At 68.1% G+C, this 18,147-nt stretch carries 15 protein-coding genes; 9 read left to right on the forward strand and 6 right to left on the reverse strand.

Features of this window, described 5'->3' with window-relative positions; genetic code table 11:
- Positions 1-100 precede the first annotated feature (100 nt).
- On the forward strand, positions 101-1,708 hold the full coding sequence (locus AVR91_RS34030) for a GMC oxidoreductase (RefSeq protein WP_063273096.1): 1,608 nt from the start codon (positions 101-103) through the stop codon (positions 1,706-1,708).
- A 1-nt stretch (position 1,709) separates the two neighbouring features.
- Here the strand turns inward: AVR91_RS34030 and AVR91_RS34035 are convergent, their stop codons facing one another.
- A complete protein-coding gene (locus tag AVR91_RS34035) occupies positions 1,710-2,315 on the reverse strand; it encodes a dTDP-4-dehydrorhamnose 3,5-epimerase family protein (protein WP_063273097.1) in 606 nt (201 codons plus the stop codon).
- Between the two features lie 396 nt (positions 2,316-2,711).
- Here AVR91_RS34035 and AVR91_RS34040 point away from each other — a divergent pair, with 396 nt between their 5' ends.
- Positions 2,712-3,872, forward strand: coding sequence for an NAD(P)-dependent malic enzyme (locus AVR91_RS34040; protein WP_228708126.1), 1,161 nt, complete (start codon positions 2,712-2,714; stop codon positions 3,870-3,872).
- A 96-nt stretch (positions 3,873-3,968) separates the two neighbouring features.
- On the opposite strand, the gene AVR91_RS34045 is transcribed toward AVR91_RS34040, so the two are convergent.
- Together AVR91_RS34045 and AVR91_RS34050 are read right to left on the reverse strand one after the other, a co-directional pair.
- Positions 3,969-4,676, reverse strand: a complete 708-nt coding sequence (locus tag AVR91_RS34045) for a DUF4190 domain-containing protein (protein ID WP_063273099.1) — start codon at positions 4,674-4,676, stop codon at positions 3,969-3,971.
- Between the two features lie 43 nt (positions 4,677-4,719).
- Positions 4,720-6,123 carry a bis-aminopropyl spermidine synthase family protein gene (locus tag AVR91_RS34050; protein WP_063273100.1) on the reverse strand — a complete coding sequence of 468 codons (1,404 nt, stop codon included), beginning with the start codon at positions 6,121-6,123 and terminating at the stop codon, positions 4,720-4,722.
- 254 nt (positions 6,124-6,377) lie between these two features.
- On the opposite strand from AVR91_RS34050, the gene AVR91_RS34055 reads away from it, so the two are divergent.
- The 4 genes from AVR91_RS34055 to AVR91_RS34070 are packed head-to-tail and all read left to right on the forward strand — an operon-like array spanning position 6,378 to position 9,731.
- Positions 6,378-7,466, forward strand: coding sequence for an ABC transporter ATP-binding protein (locus AVR91_RS34055; RefSeq protein WP_063273101.1), 1,089 nt, complete (start codon positions 6,378-6,380; stop codon positions 7,464-7,466).
- On the forward strand, positions 7,466-8,149 hold the full coding sequence (locus tag AVR91_RS34060) for an ABC transporter permease (protein WP_063273102.1): 684 nt from the start codon (positions 7,466-7,468) through the stop codon (positions 8,147-8,149). Before AVR91_RS34055 ends, AVR91_RS34060 begins: the two co-directional genes overlap by 1 nt.
- On the forward strand, positions 8,146-8,835 hold the full coding sequence (locus AVR91_RS34065) for an ABC transporter permease (protein ID WP_063273103.1): 690 nt from the start codon (positions 8,146-8,148) through the stop codon (positions 8,833-8,835). Before AVR91_RS34060 ends, AVR91_RS34065 begins: the two co-directional genes overlap by 4 nt.
- Positions 8,836-8,843: 8 nt before the next feature.
- The gene (locus AVR91_RS34070; RefSeq protein ID WP_063273104.1) at positions 8,844-9,731 is read left to right on the forward strand and encodes an ABC transporter substrate-binding protein; all 888 of its coding nucleotides are present in this window, start codon (positions 8,844-8,846) and stop codon (positions 9,729-9,731) included.
- A 22-nt stretch (positions 9,732-9,753) separates the two neighbouring features.
- On the opposite strand, the gene AVR91_RS34075 is transcribed toward AVR91_RS34070, so the two are convergent.
- The gene (locus tag AVR91_RS34075; protein WP_063273105.1) at positions 9,754-10,269 is read right to left on the reverse strand and encodes a GNAT family N-acetyltransferase; all 516 of its coding nucleotides are present in this window, start codon (positions 10,267-10,269) and stop codon (positions 9,754-9,756) included.
- Positions 10,270-10,662: 393 nt separating this feature from the next.
- Here AVR91_RS34075 and AVR91_RS34080 point away from each other — a divergent pair, with 393 nt between their 5' ends.
- Together AVR91_RS34080 and AVR91_RS34085 are read left to right on the forward strand one after the other, a co-directional pair.
- The gene (locus AVR91_RS34080) at positions 10,663-12,228 is read left to right on the forward strand and encodes a S8 family peptidase (protein WP_063273106.1); all 1,566 of its coding nucleotides are present in this window, start codon (positions 10,663-10,665) and stop codon (positions 12,226-12,228) included.
- 132 nt (positions 12,229-12,360) lie between these two features.
- Positions 12,361-13,077, forward strand: a complete 717-nt coding sequence (locus AVR91_RS34085; RefSeq protein ID WP_016337050.1) for a hypothetical protein — start codon at positions 12,361-12,363, stop codon at positions 13,075-13,077.
- Positions 13,078-13,153: 76 nt separating this feature from the next.
- Here the strand turns inward: AVR91_RS34085 and AVR91_RS34090 are convergent, their stop codons facing one another.
- Entirely contained in the window at positions 13,154-16,858 is a 3,705-nt protein-coding gene (locus AVR91_RS34090) for a multifunctional oxoglutarate decarboxylase/oxoglutarate dehydrogenase thiamine pyrophosphate-binding subunit/dihydrolipoyllysine-residue succinyltransferase subunit (protein ID WP_076153508.1), read from the reverse strand.
- Between the two features lie 371 nt (positions 16,859-17,229).
- Between AVR91_RS34090 and AVR91_RS34095 the strand changes: the two genes are divergently transcribed.
- Positions 17,230-17,496 carry a hypothetical protein gene (locus AVR91_RS34095; protein ID WP_016337048.1) on the forward strand — a complete coding sequence of 89 codons (267 nt, stop codon included), beginning with the start codon at positions 17,230-17,232 and terminating at the stop codon, positions 17,494-17,496.
- Here the strand turns inward: AVR91_RS34095 and AVR91_RS34100 are convergent.
- Positions 17,493-18,062 (reverse strand): DUF4291 domain-containing protein, encoded by a 570-nt coding sequence (locus AVR91_RS34100; protein ID WP_063273108.1) that lies wholly within the window; start codon positions 18,060-18,062, stop codon positions 17,493-17,495. The two genes, AVR91_RS34095 and AVR91_RS34100, sit on opposite strands and share 4 nt — an antisense overlap.
- Between the last annotated feature and the right edge of the window lie 85 nt (positions 18,063-18,147).

Raw genomic sequence — 18,147 nt, forward strand, 5'->3', positions numbered from 1 at the left:
ACCACGTTCGAGTGAAAATAAACGGTGTTTACCCAGCTGACGCGAATCCGCTTCGGATTCGCCCTTGAAGGCGGCTCGAACAGCGGGCGATCATCGGCGCATGTCCCCACTGTCGCGCCGCAAGTTCCTCGGGTACACCGCGCTCAACTCCGCCGCCGCTCTCGGGCTGACCACGATTTCCACCGCACAGGCCGAAGAAGCGTCGCCGGGTTTCTCGACGGCCGTGGTCATCGGCACCGGCTACGGCGCCGCGGTCACCGCGCTTCGCCTCGGCGAGGCCGGGATTCCCACGGTCATGCTCGAAATGGGCAAACTGTGGGCCGATCCGGGACCGGACGGCAAGGTCTTCTGCGACATGCTCCGGCCGGACCGCCGGGCCGCGTGGTTCAAGAACCGCACACAGGCCCCGCTCGCGTCGTTTCTCTGGATGGACCTGGCGAACCGCGACATCGGGCGGTACCCCGGTGTCCTCGACAGGGTGAGCCACGGTGACATGTCCGTCTACGTCGGACGCGGCGTCGGCGGCGGTTCGCTGGTCAACGGCGCGATGGCCGTGACACCGAAGCGGTCGTACTTCGAGGAGATCCTGCCCGCCGTCGACGCGGACGAGATGTACGGCAAGTACTTCCCGCGCGCCAACCAGACCCTCGGCGTGAACCACATCGACCCGCGCTGGTTCGAAACCTGCCGTTCCTACCGCTACGCGCGGGTGTCCCGGAAGGCCGCGACGCGCGCGGGGCTCAAGACGGTGTTCGTGCCCAGCGTTTACGACTTCGAGTACATGAAGCGGGAAGAAGCGGGCAAGGTGCCGAGGTCGGCGCTCGCGTCCGAGGTCATCTACGGCAACAACCACGGTAAACGGTCGCTCGACAAGACCTACCTCGCGGCCGCGCTGGGCACCGGGAAGGTGACCATCAAGACGCTGCACGAGGTCCGCGGGATCACCCGCCAGACCGACGGCACGTATGTCCTCACCGTGCACGAGACCGCCGAAGACGGCGCGATCGTGGCGAGGAAGCAGCTCGGCGCGAAATACCTGTTCCTCGGCGCCGGCAGCCTCGGTTCGACGGAACTGCTCGTGCGGGCACGCGAGACCGGGACGCTGCCGAGGCTGAACGACGAGGTCGGGCGCGGCTGGGGCACCAACGGCAACGTGATGCTGGGCCGCGCCAACCACGCGTGGGACCTCGGCGGATCACTGCAGTCGGGCATGCCCGCCCTCGGCATCGACGCCTGGGACGACCCGGTGAACCCGGTCTTCGCCGAGGTCGCGCCGGTGCCGGCCGGGGTCGAGACCTGGCTGAGCCTGTACCTGGCGATCACGAAGAACCCCGAACGCGGCCACTTCACCTACGACGCCGCGAGCGACTCCGCGCGGCTCCATTGGAGCGCTTCGCAGGGGAAGCCGTCGATCGACGCGGCGAAGTCGTTGTTCGACAAGGTCAACCGCGCGAACCGCACGATCTACCGCAGTGACCTGTTCGGGGATACACGGTCGTTCGAGAACCGGTTCACCTATCACCCGCTGGGTGGTTTGGTGCTGGGTGAGGCCACCGATCCGTACGGCCGCGTGAAGGGCTACCCGAACCTCTACGTGACCGACGGCTCGCTGATCCCGGGCAGCACCGGGGTGAACCCCTTCGTCACGATCACCGCGCTCGCGGAACGGAACGTGGAACGGGTGCTGGCCGAAGACGTGGCGCGCTAGCTCAGTCCGCGGCCCGCAACTTCTCGTAGTACGCGACACAGTCGTCGTACCGCGGCAGCAGTCCCTGCTCCAAGGCCTCTTTCAGGTAGGGCGCCGCGGCGTCCTTTTCGGACACGACGGGTTCGACGTCCTGGGGCCAGGGCAGGGCGAGTTCGGCGTCCATCGGGTTGACGCCGTGCTCGCCCGCCGGGTTGTACGGCTCGGAGCAGAGGTACGCCATGACGGTTTCGTCTTCGAGCGCCATGAAGGCGTGGCCCACGCCTTCGGCGATGTAGACCGCCTTGTACTCGGCGCTGTCGAGCAGAACGGACGTCCATTCACCGAAAGTGGGCGAGCCGACCCGGAGGTCCACGAGGACGTCCAGCAGCGAACCGTTCGGGCAGTACACGTACTTCGCCTGCCCGGGCGGGGTGTCCGCGAAATGCACGCCTCGGATGGACCCACGGCGCGACACGCTCGTGTTGGTCTGCCCGAGACGAAGCCGGTGCCCGACCGCTTCGACGAACGCTTCTTCCTGGAAAGGCGCCACGAACAGGCCGCGGTGATCGGGGAAAACCCGCGGGGTGAACTCGAAACAGTCGGGGATGCTGAGGCGCCTGGCGTGCATGTCCTCAATGCTAACGAGCGCGTCCCAAGCCGGACGGACGTCTTGCGAAACCTCTTCTGAGCTGCGGAAAACCGGGCCGGTTTGTGACATCAACCGCACCAGAGGGGCGCACTGGTCCGCACGCCTGTCACAATGATCTGACCGCTGCGTCCGCGGCCGTCGCCACACCCACGGCACCGATGGCCGATTGGACGCTTCGCCGACAGGCCGGCGCTACCGCGCTGGGCTGCCGTGTCGGAGGACGAGTTACCCCAGGTGGCCGGGCCATGCCCAGTTTTGGCCTGCTCACCGGCCAGTTCCCCCGCTCGCAGTCCCAGGAGAATTCCAATGACCTTCGCTCGAATCGAGACTTCGCCGTCCTTAGACACGGCGGAAGCAATGACGGGAACCACCACGATGACCACGCCAGTGACGGACACCGAGATCTTCGAGGGGCACGAGGGCGGCAAGCTCTCCGTGGCCGCCACGCGACCGATCTCCTCGCCCCGTGACCTTTCGGTCGCGTACACGCCTGGGGTGGCGAAGGTGAGCCGGGCGATCGCCGAGGACGCGGCCAAGGCGAAGCGGTACACGTGGGCGGACAGGCTGGTCGTGGTGGTCAGCGACGGTACGGCGGTGCTCGGCCTCGGTGACATCGGCGCGAGCGCTTCGCTGCCGGTCATGGAGGGCAAGTCGGTCCTGTTCAAGACCTTCGGCGGGCTCGACTCGATCCCGCTGGTGCTCGACACCACCGACGTCGACGAGATCATCGAGACCCTGGTCCGGCTGCGCCCGTCGTTCGGCGCGGTGAACCTGGAGGACATCTCGGCGCCGCGCTGCTTCGAGCTGGAGGACCGCCTCAAGGAGGCCCTCGACTGCCCGGTCATGCACGACGACCAGCACGGGACGGCGATCGTCACGCTGGCCGCGCTGCGCGGGGCGAACCAGGTCCTCGGCAAGGACATCGCCGGCCAGCGTGTGGTCGTCTCGGGAGCGGGCGCGGCGGGTGTGGCCTGCGCCAGGATCCTGCAGAACGCCGGCGTCGCGGACGTCACCGTGCTCGACTCGCGCGGCATCATCCACTCCGGTCGTGAGGGCCTGAACCCGATCAAGCAGAAGCTCGCCGAGACCACGAACACGGCCGGCCTGCGCGGCGGCCTCGGCGAGGCATTGAAGGGCGCCGACGTCTTCCTCGGCCTGTCCGGGGCGACCATCGACGAGACCCTGCTGGCCGGGATGGCCGACGACGCGATCGTGTTCGCGCTGTCCAACCCCGACCCGGAGGTCCACCCGGTCGTGGCGTCGCGGTACGCCAAGATCGTGGCGACCGGGCGCAGCGACTTCCCGAACCAGATCAACAACGTGCTGGCGTTCCCCGGCGTCTTCCGCGGCGCGCTGGACTCCGGTGCGCGGGCGATCACGGAGAACATGAAGCTGGCGGCAGCCGAAGCGATCTTCGCCGTCGCGCAGGACGACCTCGGTCCGGACCGGATCGTCCCGAGCCCGCTGGACCCGCGGGTCGCGCCTGAGGTGGCCGCCGCGGTCGCGAAGGCCGCGGAGGCCGACGGCGTGGTGTGACGGTCCCTCTCACGCGCTCTCGAGTGCTAGGAACGGTCCTTTCCTTGCAAATTTCGCAAGGAAAGGACCGTTCCTAGCATCTGGGGGTTGACACGCTCAGCCGGTCGGAACGGCCAGATCGGCGCCGGAGACGAGGACGGAACCGGTCAGCTTCGAATCGGGCGAGACGAGCGTGCAGAAGACGGTGCGCACACCCTGCTTCCAGGGCTCGCGCTCAGGCTTCAAGTAGCCCAGGTCGGTGTAGACACCTTCCGCGTTGAGCCGCGGACTGTCCACGTTCTTGGCCATGATCCGCTGACAGTGGTCCAAGGCCTCCGATTTCAGTTCTCCGCCGCCGGGCCAGGGGCCATCCGTCGCGGTGAAGGCTCCGATCACCTCCGTGCTGTGCGGGCTCACGCACGAGGTGAGTTCGACGCTCGTGGCGGAGCCCACGGGCTGTCGCAAGCAATCTCCCGGCTTCAGGGTGCAGATGTTGGCGTGGCCGGCCGGCGGGGTCGCGCAACTCGCGCTCGACGGGCTCGCGGTGTGGTTGTCCGGGTTGCTCATGGTGTTCCCGAGCAGCGCGACCCAGCCGATGGTCCAGAACGCGGCGGCGGCGAGGCCGCCGATCGCCAGGCCCCGGCCCTGCTGTTTCCCCTGGCCGGTCTGGGTGAGGGCGATGATGCCCAGGATGACGGCGGGGAGCAGCGGCAGCGCCAGGCAACCGGCCAAGCCCAGTACGAGCGTGGCGATCGCGAGGCCGCTGGTCTTGGGGCGTTGCGGCGGGTACCCGGGTGGGTGGACAAACCCGTACGGCTGGTTCATGGAACCGAATTTAGGAACGGCCCATGAAGTTCCGATGACACGCTCAGCCGAGCAGCTCCGCCAGCCGATGCCGCGGCAGGTCGATCAGCCGCGCGTCCGTCAGCTCCGGCGGAACGTCCAGCGAGACGTTCGCCAGCCGCGCGTGCGCCCTGGTTAGCAGCTCTTCCTGGTGCTCGACGGCGTCCGCGACGACGATGGCGTGCCGGTTGTCCGGGGTGCTCCGCAGCAGCCGCAACCTGTACTTGGCCCCGACCAGCCGGTTGAGCGCGCCCTGCGCCTCGGCGTTCGTCAGATCGGGATGCGAGTTCGGCACCAGCAGCGCCAGCCGTCGCGCGTTGGTGCCCAGCAGGGTCCGCAGCAGCCACGGCCCGGGGTCGGCCGAAAGGTCCATCGCGACCGCGTCGCCTTCCGGCCCGGAGACGGACCAGTCGACCGGCCGTGATTCCAGCGCCAGCCCGCCTTCGGTGGCGATCTCGTGCAGCTTGTCCAGCAGCGACGGCTTGGCCGCGCCGGCGGACTCCACCGACTGCGGGCCGTGCGTGTAGATCGCGGCCTTCCCCTTGCCGCCACGGTTCTTCTTCGACTTCGCGGTCGGCTGGCAGACGTAGAGGTCCGCCGCGCTCCCGATCGCCTGCGCGCCGAAGTAGCGGTTGAAGTCCGGAAGGATCGCTTCGAAGGTCAGCCCGAGCGTCGCGAGCGCACGCTGCACCTGCGCCCCCAGCGCGGGGTGGCGCGGGCTGTAGCCGTAGGCGAGCAGCAGCCGCCCGTCCGAGGGTTCGGCGAGCGCCTGCACCCCGCGTGCCGCGAACAGGCCCATTCCCTCGGGGGTGTAAGGCGGATCACTGAACACGAGATCCATCCGCCCGGTCACCGACGGCGGCAGGCCGACCCGCAGATCCGTGTGCAGCGTGCGGATGGAGCGCTCGCTGAGTTCGTCGATGTAGGAGAGCACGCGATCGTCGAGATCGACGACGGTGAGGTCCGCGTCCGGCCGCAACGCGCGCACGGCCAGCGAAGTGAGGTCGTGGTCGCCCAGGAACAACAGCTTCGCCGTGCCGAGGTCGTAGCGCTCGTCCAGCCACAGCGCCCGGTTCAGCACCGTCTCGGGCGTCGCCTGCACGTGATCGAGCGCGGCCAGCGGCGCGGGCACGTTCTCGACGTAGCTGGTGATGGTCTTCAGCACGTCGGGATCGGATTTCCGGTCCCGTGCCCCGAAGCGCGCGTACTTCTCCCGGGTGGCGGGGGCCAGCCGGAAGCGGGACTCGTTCCGCTCCAAGTCGTCGCCGAGCGCGTTCAGGACGTCTTCGACACTCCGGCGTGGCGCGGTGCTGACGCGGACCAGCTCGCCGAGGTCACGCCAATCCGTCCGGAGCAGGGAAATCACCTGATGGAGCGGTCGCACGTGGACACCGTGCGCCGCGAGGACGTCATCGACGGAGGAACTCACAGGCAGCAGCCTAGGCCGTGTCCTGTGCGGCACGCTCGCGGTCTCCGCGCCCAGGCGGCCCCTGACGGCACGGGCGGCCCGGCCGAGTACGACCCGGTACGAGGCCGAACCGCCCGCACCGCCAGGAACCACCTGGATCACGGAGCCCATCGAGCGTGCCGCACAGGACACGGCCGATGACCCGCCTCCTGGGACACCGTGCCAACAGGCAGGATCTGGGCTACGGTTTTTCGACCAGACATGGGGAGAGACACGTGACTATCGAGTTCCGTGGCGTGACCAAGCGGTATCCGGACGGGACGGTCGCGGTCGACGACCTGAACCTCACCGTGGAGGACGGCACGATCACCGTCTTCGTCGGGCCGTCCGGCTGCGGCAAGACCACGTCGCTGCGAATGATCAACCGGATGGTCGAACCGACTTCGGGCACGGTGCTGCTCGACGGCAAGGACGTCAGCGACGGCGACCCGGCGCTGCTGCGCCGCGGCATCGGTTACGTCATCCAGCACGCCGGCCTCTTTCCACACAGGACGGTCCTGGACAACGTCGCCACCGTGCCGCTGCTGTCCGGCTGGGACAAGGGCAAGGCACGCAAGCGCGCGGCGGAACTGCTCGAGACCGTCGGCCTGCCGGCGGAACTCGGCAAGCGGTACCCCGCCCAGCTTTCCGGCGGCCAGCAGCAGCGTGTCGGTGTCGCCCGGGCGCTCGCGGCGGATTCGCCGGTGCTGCTGATGGACGAGCCGTTCTCCGCCGTCGACCCGATCGTCCGCGAGGAACTGCAGGACGAACTGCTGCGCCTGCAATCGCAGCTGGGCAAGACGATCGTGTTCGTCACCCACGACATCGACGAGGCCGTGCGGCTCGGCGACAAGATCGCGGTGCTCCGCGTCGGCGGGGTACTCGCGCAGTACGGCACGCCGTCGGAGGTGCTGCGGCATCCCGTCGACGATTTCGTCGCGTCGTTCGTGGGCAAGGATCGCGGCTACCGCGGGCTTTCCTTCCTTTCGGCGGAAGGGATCGTCGTCGAAGAGGTCAAGCGGGTCGAGGTCGGGAAACCCGCCCCCGGTCCGTCCGACGACTGGCAGGTCGCGGTCAACGCCGAAGGGCAGCCGCGCGGCTGGCTGCGCCCGGGGTCCACTGTGGACGGCGAGCTCGCGGAGAGCGATCTCGTCGCCGGTGGTTCGCTGTACCTTCAGGGGTCGCCGATCCGGGGCGCGCTCGACGCGGCGCTTTCGTCGCCCGCGAGTCTCGGTGTGGTGGTGGACGCCGACCAGAAGGTCCTCGGCGTGGTCAGAGCCCAACAGGTCCTCGAGGTGATCGAAGCGCCGTCGCTGAGTTCCTGATGGGGGACTTCTTCGCGGAGCTCGGCCGCTACCTGGGCAGCGCCAACAACAGGTCGCAGTTCTTCGGCGACCTGCTCGACCACATCTATCTCTCACTGGTCCCGCTGGCGCTGGGCCTGGTGATCGCGGTGCTGGCGGGCTGGCTCGGCCACCGGTTCCGGTCCGTGTGCTCCGTACTGCTCGTCCTGTCGAACCTGCTGTACACGATCCCGTCGCTCGCCTTGTTCGTGGTGATCCCGGGCATCATCGGCTCGAAGATCCTCGACAGCGTCAACGTCATCGTGGCGCTCACCGTCTACACCGCCGCCCTCCTGGTGCGCCCGGTGCTGGACGCGCTCGACGCCGTCCCGCCGCATGTCGTCGCCGCGGCCACGGCGATCGGCTACAAACCCGCGCGCCGGTTCCTCACCGTGGAGCTGCCGCTTTCGGTGCCGGTACTCGCGGCGGGCGTCCGGGTGGCCTCGGTCAGCAACATCAGCCTGGTCAGCGTCGGCGCGCTGATCGGCACCGGCGGGCTCGGCGTGCTGTTCACCGACGGCTTCCAGCGCGAGTACTTCTCGCCGATCGTCGTCGGGATCGTCGCGACCCTGCTGCTCGCGCTGATCGTCGACCTGCTGCTGGTCCTCCTGCGTAATGTCCTCACACCCTGGGATCGGGTGGCGACCACGGCGGGGGCGAAATGATCGGCGACGTGCTGAACTGGTTCGGTGACCCGGCCCACTGGCAGGGTCCGGACGGCGTCCCGGCCCGGCTGCTGCAGCATCTCGGCTACACCGCCCTGGCGCTGGTCTTCGCGCTGATCATCGCGATCCCGCTCGGACTCTACGTCGGGCACACCGGTCGCGGCGCGGTGCTGCTGGTGAGCGGCGGCAACGCGATCCGCGCGCTGCCGACGCTGGGCCTGGTGACCTTCCTGTTCCTGCTCTTCACCGAAAGCGAGCTCTCGACGATCATCGGCCTCGTGGTGCTCGCCATCCCGCCGATCCTCGCCGGGACGTATGCGGGCCTGCAGGCGACCGATCACGGCGTCGTCGACGCGGCGCAGGGCATCGGAATGACCGGCTGGCAACGGTTGTGGAAGGTCGAGGTGCCGATCTCGCTGCCGCTGGTGCTCGGCGGCGTGCGGAACTCGGTGCTGCAACTGGTGGCGACGGCCGCCGTGGCCGCGTACGTGGGGCTCGGCGGGCTCGGCCGGTTCCTGCTCGACGGACTGGCCATTTTGGACTATCCGCAGGTGGTCGCGGGCGCGCTGCTGACGACGTTGCTCGCCGTCGCGCTCGACCTCGCGCTGGCGGGTGTCCAGCGAATGCTGGTGCCCAAGGGAGTTCGGCTGGCACAGGCCGCGAGCGGGAAGAAGGCGCGGGTATGAGGCGCAGGATGGCGGCGTTGTTCGCCGGGATCGCTTTGCTGACGGCGAGCTGTGGCAACCCGCTCGCCGGCGGCGCCGAGGGCGGTGCGACCGGGGACATCATCATCGGCGCGTCCGACGTCGGGGAAAGTCTTCTGCTGGCCCAGATCTACGCGGGCGCGCTGCGCGACGCGGGCGCGGAGAACGTGACCGTGCGGCCGCCGGTCGGCAGCCGCGAGGTCGTCGTCAAGGCGCTGCAGGACAAATCGCTTTCGGTGGTGCCGGACTACAGCGGGAACCTGTTGCGCTACTTCGACAAGGACACGCAGGCGACCACGCCGCAGGACGTCTACGCGCAGTTGAAGCAGAAGCTGCCGCCGGGATTCGAAGTCCTCGAACAGGCTCCCGCGGAGGACAAGGACCTGCTGGTGGTGCGCAAGGAACTCGCCGATTCCGGGATCCGGACCTTCTCCGATCTCGGCAAGCGGTGCGGGGAATTCGTCTTCGGCGGTCCCGGCCAGTGGAGCAGCCGCTGGAAGGACAAGATCAAGTCGCTCTACGGCTGCGAGTTCGCCGAGATCCGCACCACCGACACCGGCGGCCCGGTCACGGTCGCGGCGCTGAAATCCGGCGACATCCAGGTCGCCGACCTGTTCAGCACGTCGTCGTCGATCGCCGCCAACGGGTTCGTGCCGCTGGTGGACGACAAGAACATGTTCCCCGCGCAGAACATCGTGCCGCTCGCGGCGAAGGGGACGTTGTTACCGAAGGAGGTCGACGCGCTGAACCGGGTTTCGGCGGCGCTCACGACCGACCAGCTGACCGAGCTGAACGTCCAGTTCAGCGAGGAGAAGCGCAACCCGCTCGACATCGCCGAGGAGTTCCTGCGCCGGAACAACCTCCTCGCGCCGTCCTGACCCTCGGGGCATGCGGGAGGGGCTAGAGGCGGTCGAAGGCGGCCGAGTAGCGGAACTCGCCCTGGAGCTCCGGCGTGTACGCACGAAGGGTGCGGACCTGGAAGTGCGGAGCCCATTCCGCGACCGGCGGCGTGATCCCGTGCTGTGCGGCGAGCACGAAACCGAAGCGGGAGTAGTAGTTCGGGTCGCCCAGCAGGACCACCGCGCCGTAGCCGAGCGCGTCCGCAGCGCCGAGCACGGCGTGCATGAGCGCGGAACCGACGCCGGAAGCGTGGTACTCGGGCAGGACGCCGAGCGGACCGAGGCCGACCGTCGACTTCTCGTCGTCGCCTAGCTTCGCCGGGCTGCAGCAGACGTGCCCGACGACCTTCCCGTCGCGTTCGGCCACGATGGACAGTGCGCCGATCAGGTCGCCGTCCTCCCGTAGCTCGTCGACGAGTTTCGCCTCGACCACCGGGACACTGAGTTTCGCGAACGCGGCCAGATGCACGGCGTGGATCGCCTCGCGATCGGCCGGGATTTCCTGTCGGAGCAGCATGCGCCCGAGTGTGCTCCATCCGAAGGTAGGATGGAAATCGTTTTCCGCCCGCCGACGTCACGACTTTAGTAGGCGGCCATCCGTGTGTACTTCCACGTGCGTGAAACGCCGGGAGGGCGGGAAAACGACCACCAGATGTGCGGATCCCCAATTCTTCGTGGGCCGTACGGGCGCAAAACGCGACTAAAGGCGGGGGCTGAACGGTGCCCGAGCTGCGCCGACGGCATGCCCATTACTACCGGGATGTCCGTAATGCAAGGTCTTCCTTGGGGTGAAAACGCGACTTAGTCTCAGCCTGCGCTCCTAAGTGGAACGCGGTTCACCTCTGAGTCACCCCAACGATCCGGCGGGCTTCGTCATGTCCGTGGGTCGACCCTGCCTGGGAGGAATATCTTGAACAATTCCCTGGGAACCTTGAAGAGACGACTGCCCGCCTTCGGTGTGGCCGCGGCCGTCGCCGTGCTGACGGCGCTGGGAGGCACCACCGTCGCGTCGGCGGCCGAGGGTTCGATCGTCAACGCGGGTAGCGACAAGGCGATCAAGGACAGCTACATCGTCGTGCTGAAGGACGGCTCGTCGGTCGAAGCCACCGCGAAGAGCGTGACCCAGCGCCACGGCGGCACGGTCGAGAAGACCTTCGCGTCTTCGGTCCGTGGCTTCTCCGGTGCGCTGACCGAAAAGCAGGCGAAGCGCGTCGCCGCCGACCCCGCCGTCGCGTACGTGGAGCAGAACCAGACCGTCTCGATCTCGGCGGACCAGCTGAACCCGCCGTCGTGGGGCCTGGACCGGGTCGACCAGCAGAGCCTTCCGCTCAACCAGAAGTACAGCTACAGCACCACGGCGTCGAACGTCACCGCGTACGTCGTCGACACCGGCATCCTCACCACGCACCCGGACTTCGGCGGGCGCGCGACCCACGGCCGTGACACCGTCGACAACGACAACGACGCCACGGACTGCCAGGGTCACGGCACCCACGTCGCCGGCACCATCGGCGGTACCGCGCACGGTCTGGCCAAGGGCGTCAAGCTCGTCGCCGTCCGCGTGCTGAACTGCTCCGGTTCCGGTACGACCGCCGGCGTCATCGCCGGTGTCGACTGGGTGACCGCCAACGCCGTCAAGCCCGCCGTCGCGAACATGAGCCTCGGTGGCGGCGCTTCGACGACCCTCGACCAGGCCGTCCAGCGGTCGATCGCGTCGGGTGTCACCTACGGTGTCGCGGCCGGTAACGACAACGGTGCCAACGCCTGCAACACCTCGCCCGCCCGTACGCCGGAAGCCATCACCGTCGGCTCGACGACGAACACCGACGCGCGGTCCAGCTTCTCCAACATCGGCACCTGCCTCGACATCTTCGCGCCGGGCAGCGGCATCACGTCGACGTGGCTGAACAACGGCACCAACACCATCAGCGGTACCTCGATGGCGACCCCGCACGTCGTGGGCGCGGCGGCCCTGTACGCCTCCGCCAACCCGTCGGCCACGCCGAAGCAGGTCCGTGACGCGCTGGTCGCCAACGGCACCAAGGACAAGGTGACCAACCCGGGCACCGGTTCGCCGAACGTGCTTCTCTACACCGGCGCCGGCGGTGGCCCCGACCCCGAGCCGACCCCGTGTGGCACGCAGACCAACAGCGGCGTCGTCGCCATCCCCGACGCCGGTGCCGCGGTGACCAGCACGATCACGGTCGCCAACTGCGCCCGCAACGCCTCGGCCACCACCAAGGTCGCGGTGAACATCACGCACACCTACGTCGGTGACCTCGTCATCGACCTGGTCGCGCCGGACGGCAGCTCGTACCGCCTGAAGAACTCGAGCAACGACTCGTCCGACAACATCAACACCACCTACACCGCCAACGTCTCGTCCGAGGCCGCGAACGGTGCCTGGAAGCTGAAGGTCCAGGACGTCTACCGGATCGACACCGGCTCGCTCAACAGCTGGTCGCTGACCGTCTGATCCACCCCTGGAGTACGTGAAGGCCCCCTTCCTCCTGCTGGGAAGGGGGCCTTCCCGTATCCGGAGGGTGATTCGGCGCCCAGTTGCGGCGTTCGTCCACTAAGGACCTTCGCGAGGCTTTACCCTCTCCGCATGCAGCCCGGACCGCCCTATCAGCAGGGACCTCAGCAGCCGTATCCGCCGCAGGGATATCCGGGATATCCGCCGCCCGGATACGGGCCACCGCCCAAGAAATCGAACACCGGGCTCATCGTCGGGCTCATCCTCGGCGCGGTCGTGCTGCTCGGCGGTGGCGGGGTCGCGGCCTTCCTGCTGCTGTCCGACTCCGGTTCGTCGTCGACCGCTTCACCGACCTCGTCCAAGAAGAGCGGCCCGCCGGACAAGTACACCTCGATGCCCGCCTGCGAGAAGATCGGGACCAAGGTGCGGAATCTGCCGCCGCTCGAAACCCCGAAGGGCGAGGAGCCGGCGAGCACGTCGAACGACGAGATCACCTACACCCGTTCGTCCTGCTCCTGGCGGGAACCGAACGCGCCGTCGGCGACCGTCTCGATGTACCTGTCGAAGTCGAAGGAGCCGGGTTCGGGCGCGGGGGAGGCCTGGGCCAAGGCCGGGGTCGAGAACGCCGTGACCGATGGCGGGGTGCTCATCCCCAGCATGGCGAAGTCCACCAAGGCCGTGCACACCAAGCTCGATTCGCCGAGCCAGTGCCAGATCAAGTTCTATCAGGGCAACGTCGAGGGCGAGATCATCGTGACCGGCCCCGACCCGTCCGGGACGGTCAACCAGACCGTGTGCAAGGAGAACGCCCTGAAGATGGCCAGGGCGACCTCCGAGGCGATCGGCTAGCTTTCCCGAAATACGTGAAGGCCCCCTTCACTGCGTCTAGCGCGGTGAAGGGGGCCTTCACGTACTACTCAGGCGATCAGTCGAACGCCCGCGCGATCAGCGCCTTCTGCTCGACCTCGTGCACCTTGGACGAACCGGCCGACGGGGCGGCCATCGGACGACGCGACACGACGTCCAGGCTGGAGAACACCTCCGGGAGCTTCCGCGGCAGGTTCAGGCCGAAGAACGGCCACGCACCCTGGTTCTCCGGCTCCTCCTGGACCCAGACCGCGGGAGCGCCGTTGTAGCGCTCCAGCGCCGCCAGCAGCTTCTTCTTGGGCAGCGGGTAGTACTGCTCGACACGCACGATCGCGACGTCGTTCGCCTCGCGCTTCGTGCGCTCGGCCACCAGCTCCCAGTACAGCTTGCCGGAGGTCAGCAGGACCTTGCGGACCTTCGACGGGTCGACGACGGCGTCGTCGATGACCGACATGAACTTCGTCTGGCCGGTGAAGTCCTCGACCTGCGAAGTCGCGGCCTTGTTGCGCAGCATCGACTTGGGGGTGAAGACCACCAGCGGCCGGTTGACCCCGTCGAGGGCGTGGCGGCGGAGCAGGTGGAAGTAGTTCGCCGGGGTCGACGGGACCGCGACGGTCATCGAGCCTTCGGCGCACAGCGAGAGGAAACGCTCGATGCGGCCGGAGGTGTGGTCCGGGCCCTGGCCTTCGTGGCCGTGCGGCAGCAGCAGCACGACGTCGGAGAGCTGGCCCCACTTGGCCTCGCCGGAGGAGATGTACTCGTCGATGACGGTCTGCGCGCCGTTGACGAAGTCACCGAACTGCGCTTCCCACATGACCAGCGCTTCGGAGTTGGCCACGGAGTAGCCGTACTCGAAGCCGACGGCCGCGTACTCGGACAGCGCCGAGTCGTAGATCATCACGCGGCCCTGGTTCTCGGCGAGGCTGGCCAGCGGCGAGTACTCCTGGCCGGTCTTGCGGTCGATCAGCACCGAGTGGCGCTGGGTGAAGGTGCCGCGGCGGGAGTCCTGGCCGGACAGCCGCACGAGACGGCCTTCCATGGCCAGCGAACCGAAGGCGAGCAGCTCGCCGAACGCCCAGTCGATGCCGCCTTCGCGGGACATCTTGTGACGGCGCTCCATGACCGGCTTGACCCGCGGGTGCGGGGTGAAGCCCTCGGGCACGTTGAGGAACGCGTCGCCGATGTGCTCGATGACCTCGGTGGTGGTCGCCGTGGGCACCTTGGCCGGGACCTGCTGCTCCTCCTCGACCGAGGGGCTGGCCTTGGCCGGGTGCTTCTCCAGCTCGCGGACCTCGTTGAACACGTGCTCCAGCTGGCTGGAGAAGTCGCGCAACGCGGCTTCGGCCTCTTCGACGGAAATGTCGCCGCGGCCGATCAGCGATTCGGTGTAGGTCTTCCGGACCGAACGCTTCGTGTCGATGATGTCGTACATCGCCGGCTGCGTCATCGAGGGGTCGTCGCCCTCGTTGTGGCCGCGGCGGCGGTAGCAGATCAGGTCGATCACGACGTCCTTGTGGAACGCCTGGCGGTAGTCGACGGCCAGCTTGGCCACCCAGTGCGCGGCCTCGGGGTCGTCACCGTTCACGTGGAAGATCGGCGAGCCGATCATCTTCGCGACGTCGGTGGCGTACTGGCTCGACCGCGAGTGCTCGGGCGCGGTGGTGAAGCCGACCTGGTTGTTGACGATGACGTGCACGGTGCCGCCGGTGCGGTAGCCGCGCAGCAGCGCCAGGTTCAGGGTCTCGGCCACGACACCCTGGCCCGCGAAGGCCGCGTCGCCGTGCATCAGGACGGGGAGGACGGTGAAGCCTTCGCCGCCCTTGTCGAGGATGTCCTGCTTCGCGCGGACGATGCCTTCGAGGACCGGGTCGACGGTCTCCAGGTGCGACGGGTTCGCGGTCAGCGACACCTTGGTCTCGCCGTCGCCGAACATGCGGAAGTACTTGCCCTCGGCGCCGAGGTGGTACTTCACGTCACCGGAGCCGTGCGCCTGGCCCGGGTCGAGGTTGCCCTCGAACTCCTGGAAGATCTGCGCGATCGGCTTGCCGACGATGTTCGCGAGCACGTTCAGGCGGCCGCGGTGCGGCATGCCGATGACGACCTCGTCGAGCTCGTGCTCGGCGGCCTTGTCGAGGATGGTGTCGAGCAGCGGGATCGCGGTCTCGCCGCCTTCGAGCGAGAACCGCTTCTGGCCGACGTACTTGGTCTGCAGGAAGGTCTCGAACGCCTCGGCGGCGTTGAGCTTCGAGAGCACGTACTTCTGGACCGCGGGGTCCGGCTTCTCGTGCGGGATCTCGACGCGGTCCTGGATCCAGCGGCGCTCCTCGGGGTCGAGGATGTGCGTGTACTCGATGCCGACGGTGCGGCAGTAGGAGTTGCGCAGCACGCCGAGGATGTCGCGCAGCTTCATCCGCTCCTGGCCTGCGAAGCCGCCGACCGGGAACTCGCGGTCCAGATCCCACAGGGTCAGGCCGTGGGAGAGGACGTCGAGGTCGGCGTGGCTGCGCTGCCGGTAGTTCAGCGGGTCGGTGTCGGCCATCAGGTGACCGCGCATGCGGAAGGCGTCGATCAGCTCGATGACGCGCGCGGTCTTGTCGACCGGGCCGTCCGGGATGTCGGCGACCCAGCGGATCGGCTCATACGGCAGGCGCAGGCTGGTGAAGACGTCGTCGTAGAAGCCGTCCTCGCCGAGCAGCAGCTCGTGGATGCGCTTGAGGAACTCGCCCGACTCCGCGCCCTGGATGATGCGGTGGTCGTAGGTCGAGGTCAGCGTCATGATCTTCGAGACGCCGAGGTCGACCAGCGCCTTCTCGCTGGTGCCCTCGAAGTGCGCCGGGTACTGCATGGCGCCGACGCCGATGATCGCGCCCTGGCCCGCCTGCAGACGCGGCACCGAGTGGTTGGTGCCGATACCGCCGGGGTTGGTCAGCGAGATCGTGGTGCCGGAGAAGTCGTCGGCGGTCAGCTTGCCGTTGCGGGCCTTCTTGACGATCTCCTCGTAGGCCTGCCAGAACTGCATGAAGGTCATGTTCTCGGTGGCCTTGATGGAGGCCACGACGAGCGTGCGGGCGCCTTCCTTGCCCTTCATGTCGATCGCGAGACCGAAGTTCACGTGCTCCGGCGTGATCGCGAACGGCTTCCCGTCGATCAGCTGGTAGTGCCGGTTCATGTTCGGGAAGTTCTTCAGCGCCCGGACCATCGCGTAACCGATGAGGTGCGTGAAGGAGATCTTGCCGCCGCGCGTGCGCTTGAGGTGGTTGTTGATGACGATGCGGTTGTCGGCCATCAGCTTCGCCGGGACGGCGCGCACACTCGTGGCCGTCGGCACGGACAGCGAGGCGTCCATGTTCTTCGCGATCGCCGCCGCGGCGCCGCGGAGCTGCTTCGACTCCGCCTCGGCGTCCTTCTCGGCCGGCTTGGCGGGGGCCTTCTCCGCCGGCTTGGGCGCGGCCTTGGGCGCCGCCGCCTTCGCCTCGGTCTTCGGGGCGGCCTTCGCCGGGGCTGCCTGCTTCGCGGTGGGCTCGGTCTTCGGGGCCGGCTTCGTGGCCTGGCCGTTGGAGGCCGCGCTGTCCTTGGCGGGAGCCGCGGGGGCCGGGCGTGCGCCGTCAGCCTTGGTCTTCGCGTCCTGCGTTGGCTTGAAATCCGCGAAGAAGTCGTGCCATGCGGCATCGACTGAGCTGGGGTCGGCGAGGAACTGGTCGTACATTTCCTCGACCAGCCACTCGTTGGGGCCGAATTGTGACGCAGGGCTGCTGCTGGACACGGCTTGGACTCGCCTCTATCCGTCTCGAGATCTTGAACACCGCTGATGCGCCTACCAGGCTAACCCCCTCGGTCGCAGCCGTGTGATGGAACTGGCCTGTGTGAGGCGTGGCGCACTAGGTGATGGGTCACTGTCTCGATCAAGAGACCGAAAATAGGCCACTCGCCGCCCCGCCCGCCGCCGTCAGGGGGAGCAAGGGACCTTTGCTACCACTTTCACTGTCCGTGCAGGTCAGGTCACTGTCTCGTCGGAAAAGGTTGGCTGGGTCGTCGTGCCCGGACAGCCTGGAGTTCACGTCGGGGCGGTTCGCTGGGTGAAGGATGCGGCCGGTGTCGTGCCGGCCGCCGGTCCCCGCGAGGTGGTGGCGGCCCATGTGGCTGGACGAGTGCCCGTCGTTCTGGGACGAGGGGCGCGTGCGCCCGCTGGTCACCGAGTCCGGCAAAGTCGTGCTGATGTGCGACTCGTGCTCGGCGGTCTGGCCGACGCTCGCCGACTTCAAGGAGATGGAGCACGTCGAGCCCGACGAGCCGGACTGGACGGTGGCGTCCGGCGTGCATGTCCGGCCGGGAACCGTCCGCTGGGCTTCGGCTCAGGACCTCGAGGTCGCCGGGATGGGCGGCCTCAAGTGGCGCGCCTAAGCGGGGTACGGGCGCTCCGCGGGTAGCAGCGCTTCGGCCTCTTCGATGCGGTTCGCCGCGACGAGGGCGCCGACCTCGCGCATGACCGGGGTGACGTCGGTGACCGTCGTGATCCATTTGTCGACATAGCGATCGACGGCCTCGCCGCTCAGCCCCATCTGGAGCGAACGGTGCTTCAGCGGGCCGAGCCGGATGCTGCGTTCCGGATCCCACTGGATGCGGACCGGGCTGGTCTTGACCTCGTGCTGCCACGTCTTCCGGTCGGGATGGACGCTGGGGTCGTAGTGGCTGAGCGCCGCGTGGTCGAGCGCCCAGGCGAAACCTTCGCGAGTGATGTCGAGGGCGAGTACGCGCTCTTGGCCGGGCTTCGCGGCCCAACCGCAGCGGTACGCCATCCAGAGGAACGACGGCTTGATCCAGGTCATGCGTTCGCGTTTGAACGGCGGCACGAAGGTGCCCGCCTTCAGCGCGGCGTCGGCGATGGCCGGGGCGTACGCCTGATAGACGCGGATCGTGGTTTCGGTGTACAGGGCGCGGATCTGCCGCGCCGGGATCTCTTCTTTCATTTCCCGTTCAGCGTGACAGGTGCCGTGGGCGTGCGCGACCGAATTCCCTGCGGGAAGGCGCGGTTGCGAAAGCCACTTCCGCAAC

This window comes from Amycolatopsis keratiniphila subsp. keratiniphila, assembly GCF_001620365.2.
GTDB lineage: Bacteria > Actinomycetota > Actinomycetes > Mycobacteriales > Pseudonocardiaceae > Amycolatopsis > Amycolatopsis keratiniphila.

Bases quoted from the DNA above. Each gene is read 5' to 3' on its own strand.
- AVR91_RS34040 (WP_228708126.1), top strand. From the start codon at position 2,712: ATGACCACGCCAGTGACGGACACCGAGATCTTCGAGGGGCACGAGGGC.
- AVR91_RS34045 (WP_063273099.1), bottom strand. From the start codon at position 4,676: ATGAACCAGCCGTACGGGTTTGTCCACCCACCCGGGTACCCGCCGCAA.
- AVR91_RS34075 (WP_063273105.1), bottom strand. From the start codon at position 10,269: ATGCTGCTCCGACAGGAAATCCCGGCCGATCGCGAGGCGATCCACGCC.
- AVR91_RS34060 (WP_063273102.1), top strand. From the start codon at position 7,466: ATGGGGGACTTCTTCGCGGAGCTCGGCCGCTACCTGGGCAGCGCCAAC.
- AVR91_RS34065 (WP_063273103.1), top strand. From the start codon at position 8,146: ATGATCGGCGACGTGCTGAACTGGTTCGGTGACCCGGCCCACTGGCAG.
- AVR91_RS34030 (WP_063273096.1), top strand. From the start codon at position 101: ATGTCCCCACTGTCGCGCCGCAAGTTCCTCGGGTACACCGCGCTCAAC.
- AVR91_RS34035 (WP_063273097.1), bottom strand. From the start codon at position 2,315: ATGCACGCCAGGCGCCTCAGCATCCCCGACTGTTTCGAGTTCACCCCG.
- AVR91_RS34070 (WP_063273104.1), top strand. From the start codon at position 8,844: ATGGCGGCGTTGTTCGCCGGGATCGCTTTGCTGACGGCGAGCTGTGGC.
- AVR91_RS34100 (WP_063273108.1), bottom strand. From the start codon at position 18,062: ATGAAAGAAGAGATCCCGGCGCGGCAGATCCGCGCCCTGTACACCGAA.
- AVR91_RS34085 (WP_016337050.1), top strand. From the start codon at position 12,361: ATGCAGCCCGGACCGCCCTATCAGCAGGGACCTCAGCAGCCGTATCCG.
- AVR91_RS34095 (WP_016337048.1), top strand. From the start codon at position 17,230: ATGTGGCTGGACGAGTGCCCGTCGTTCTGGGACGAGGGGCGCGTGCGC.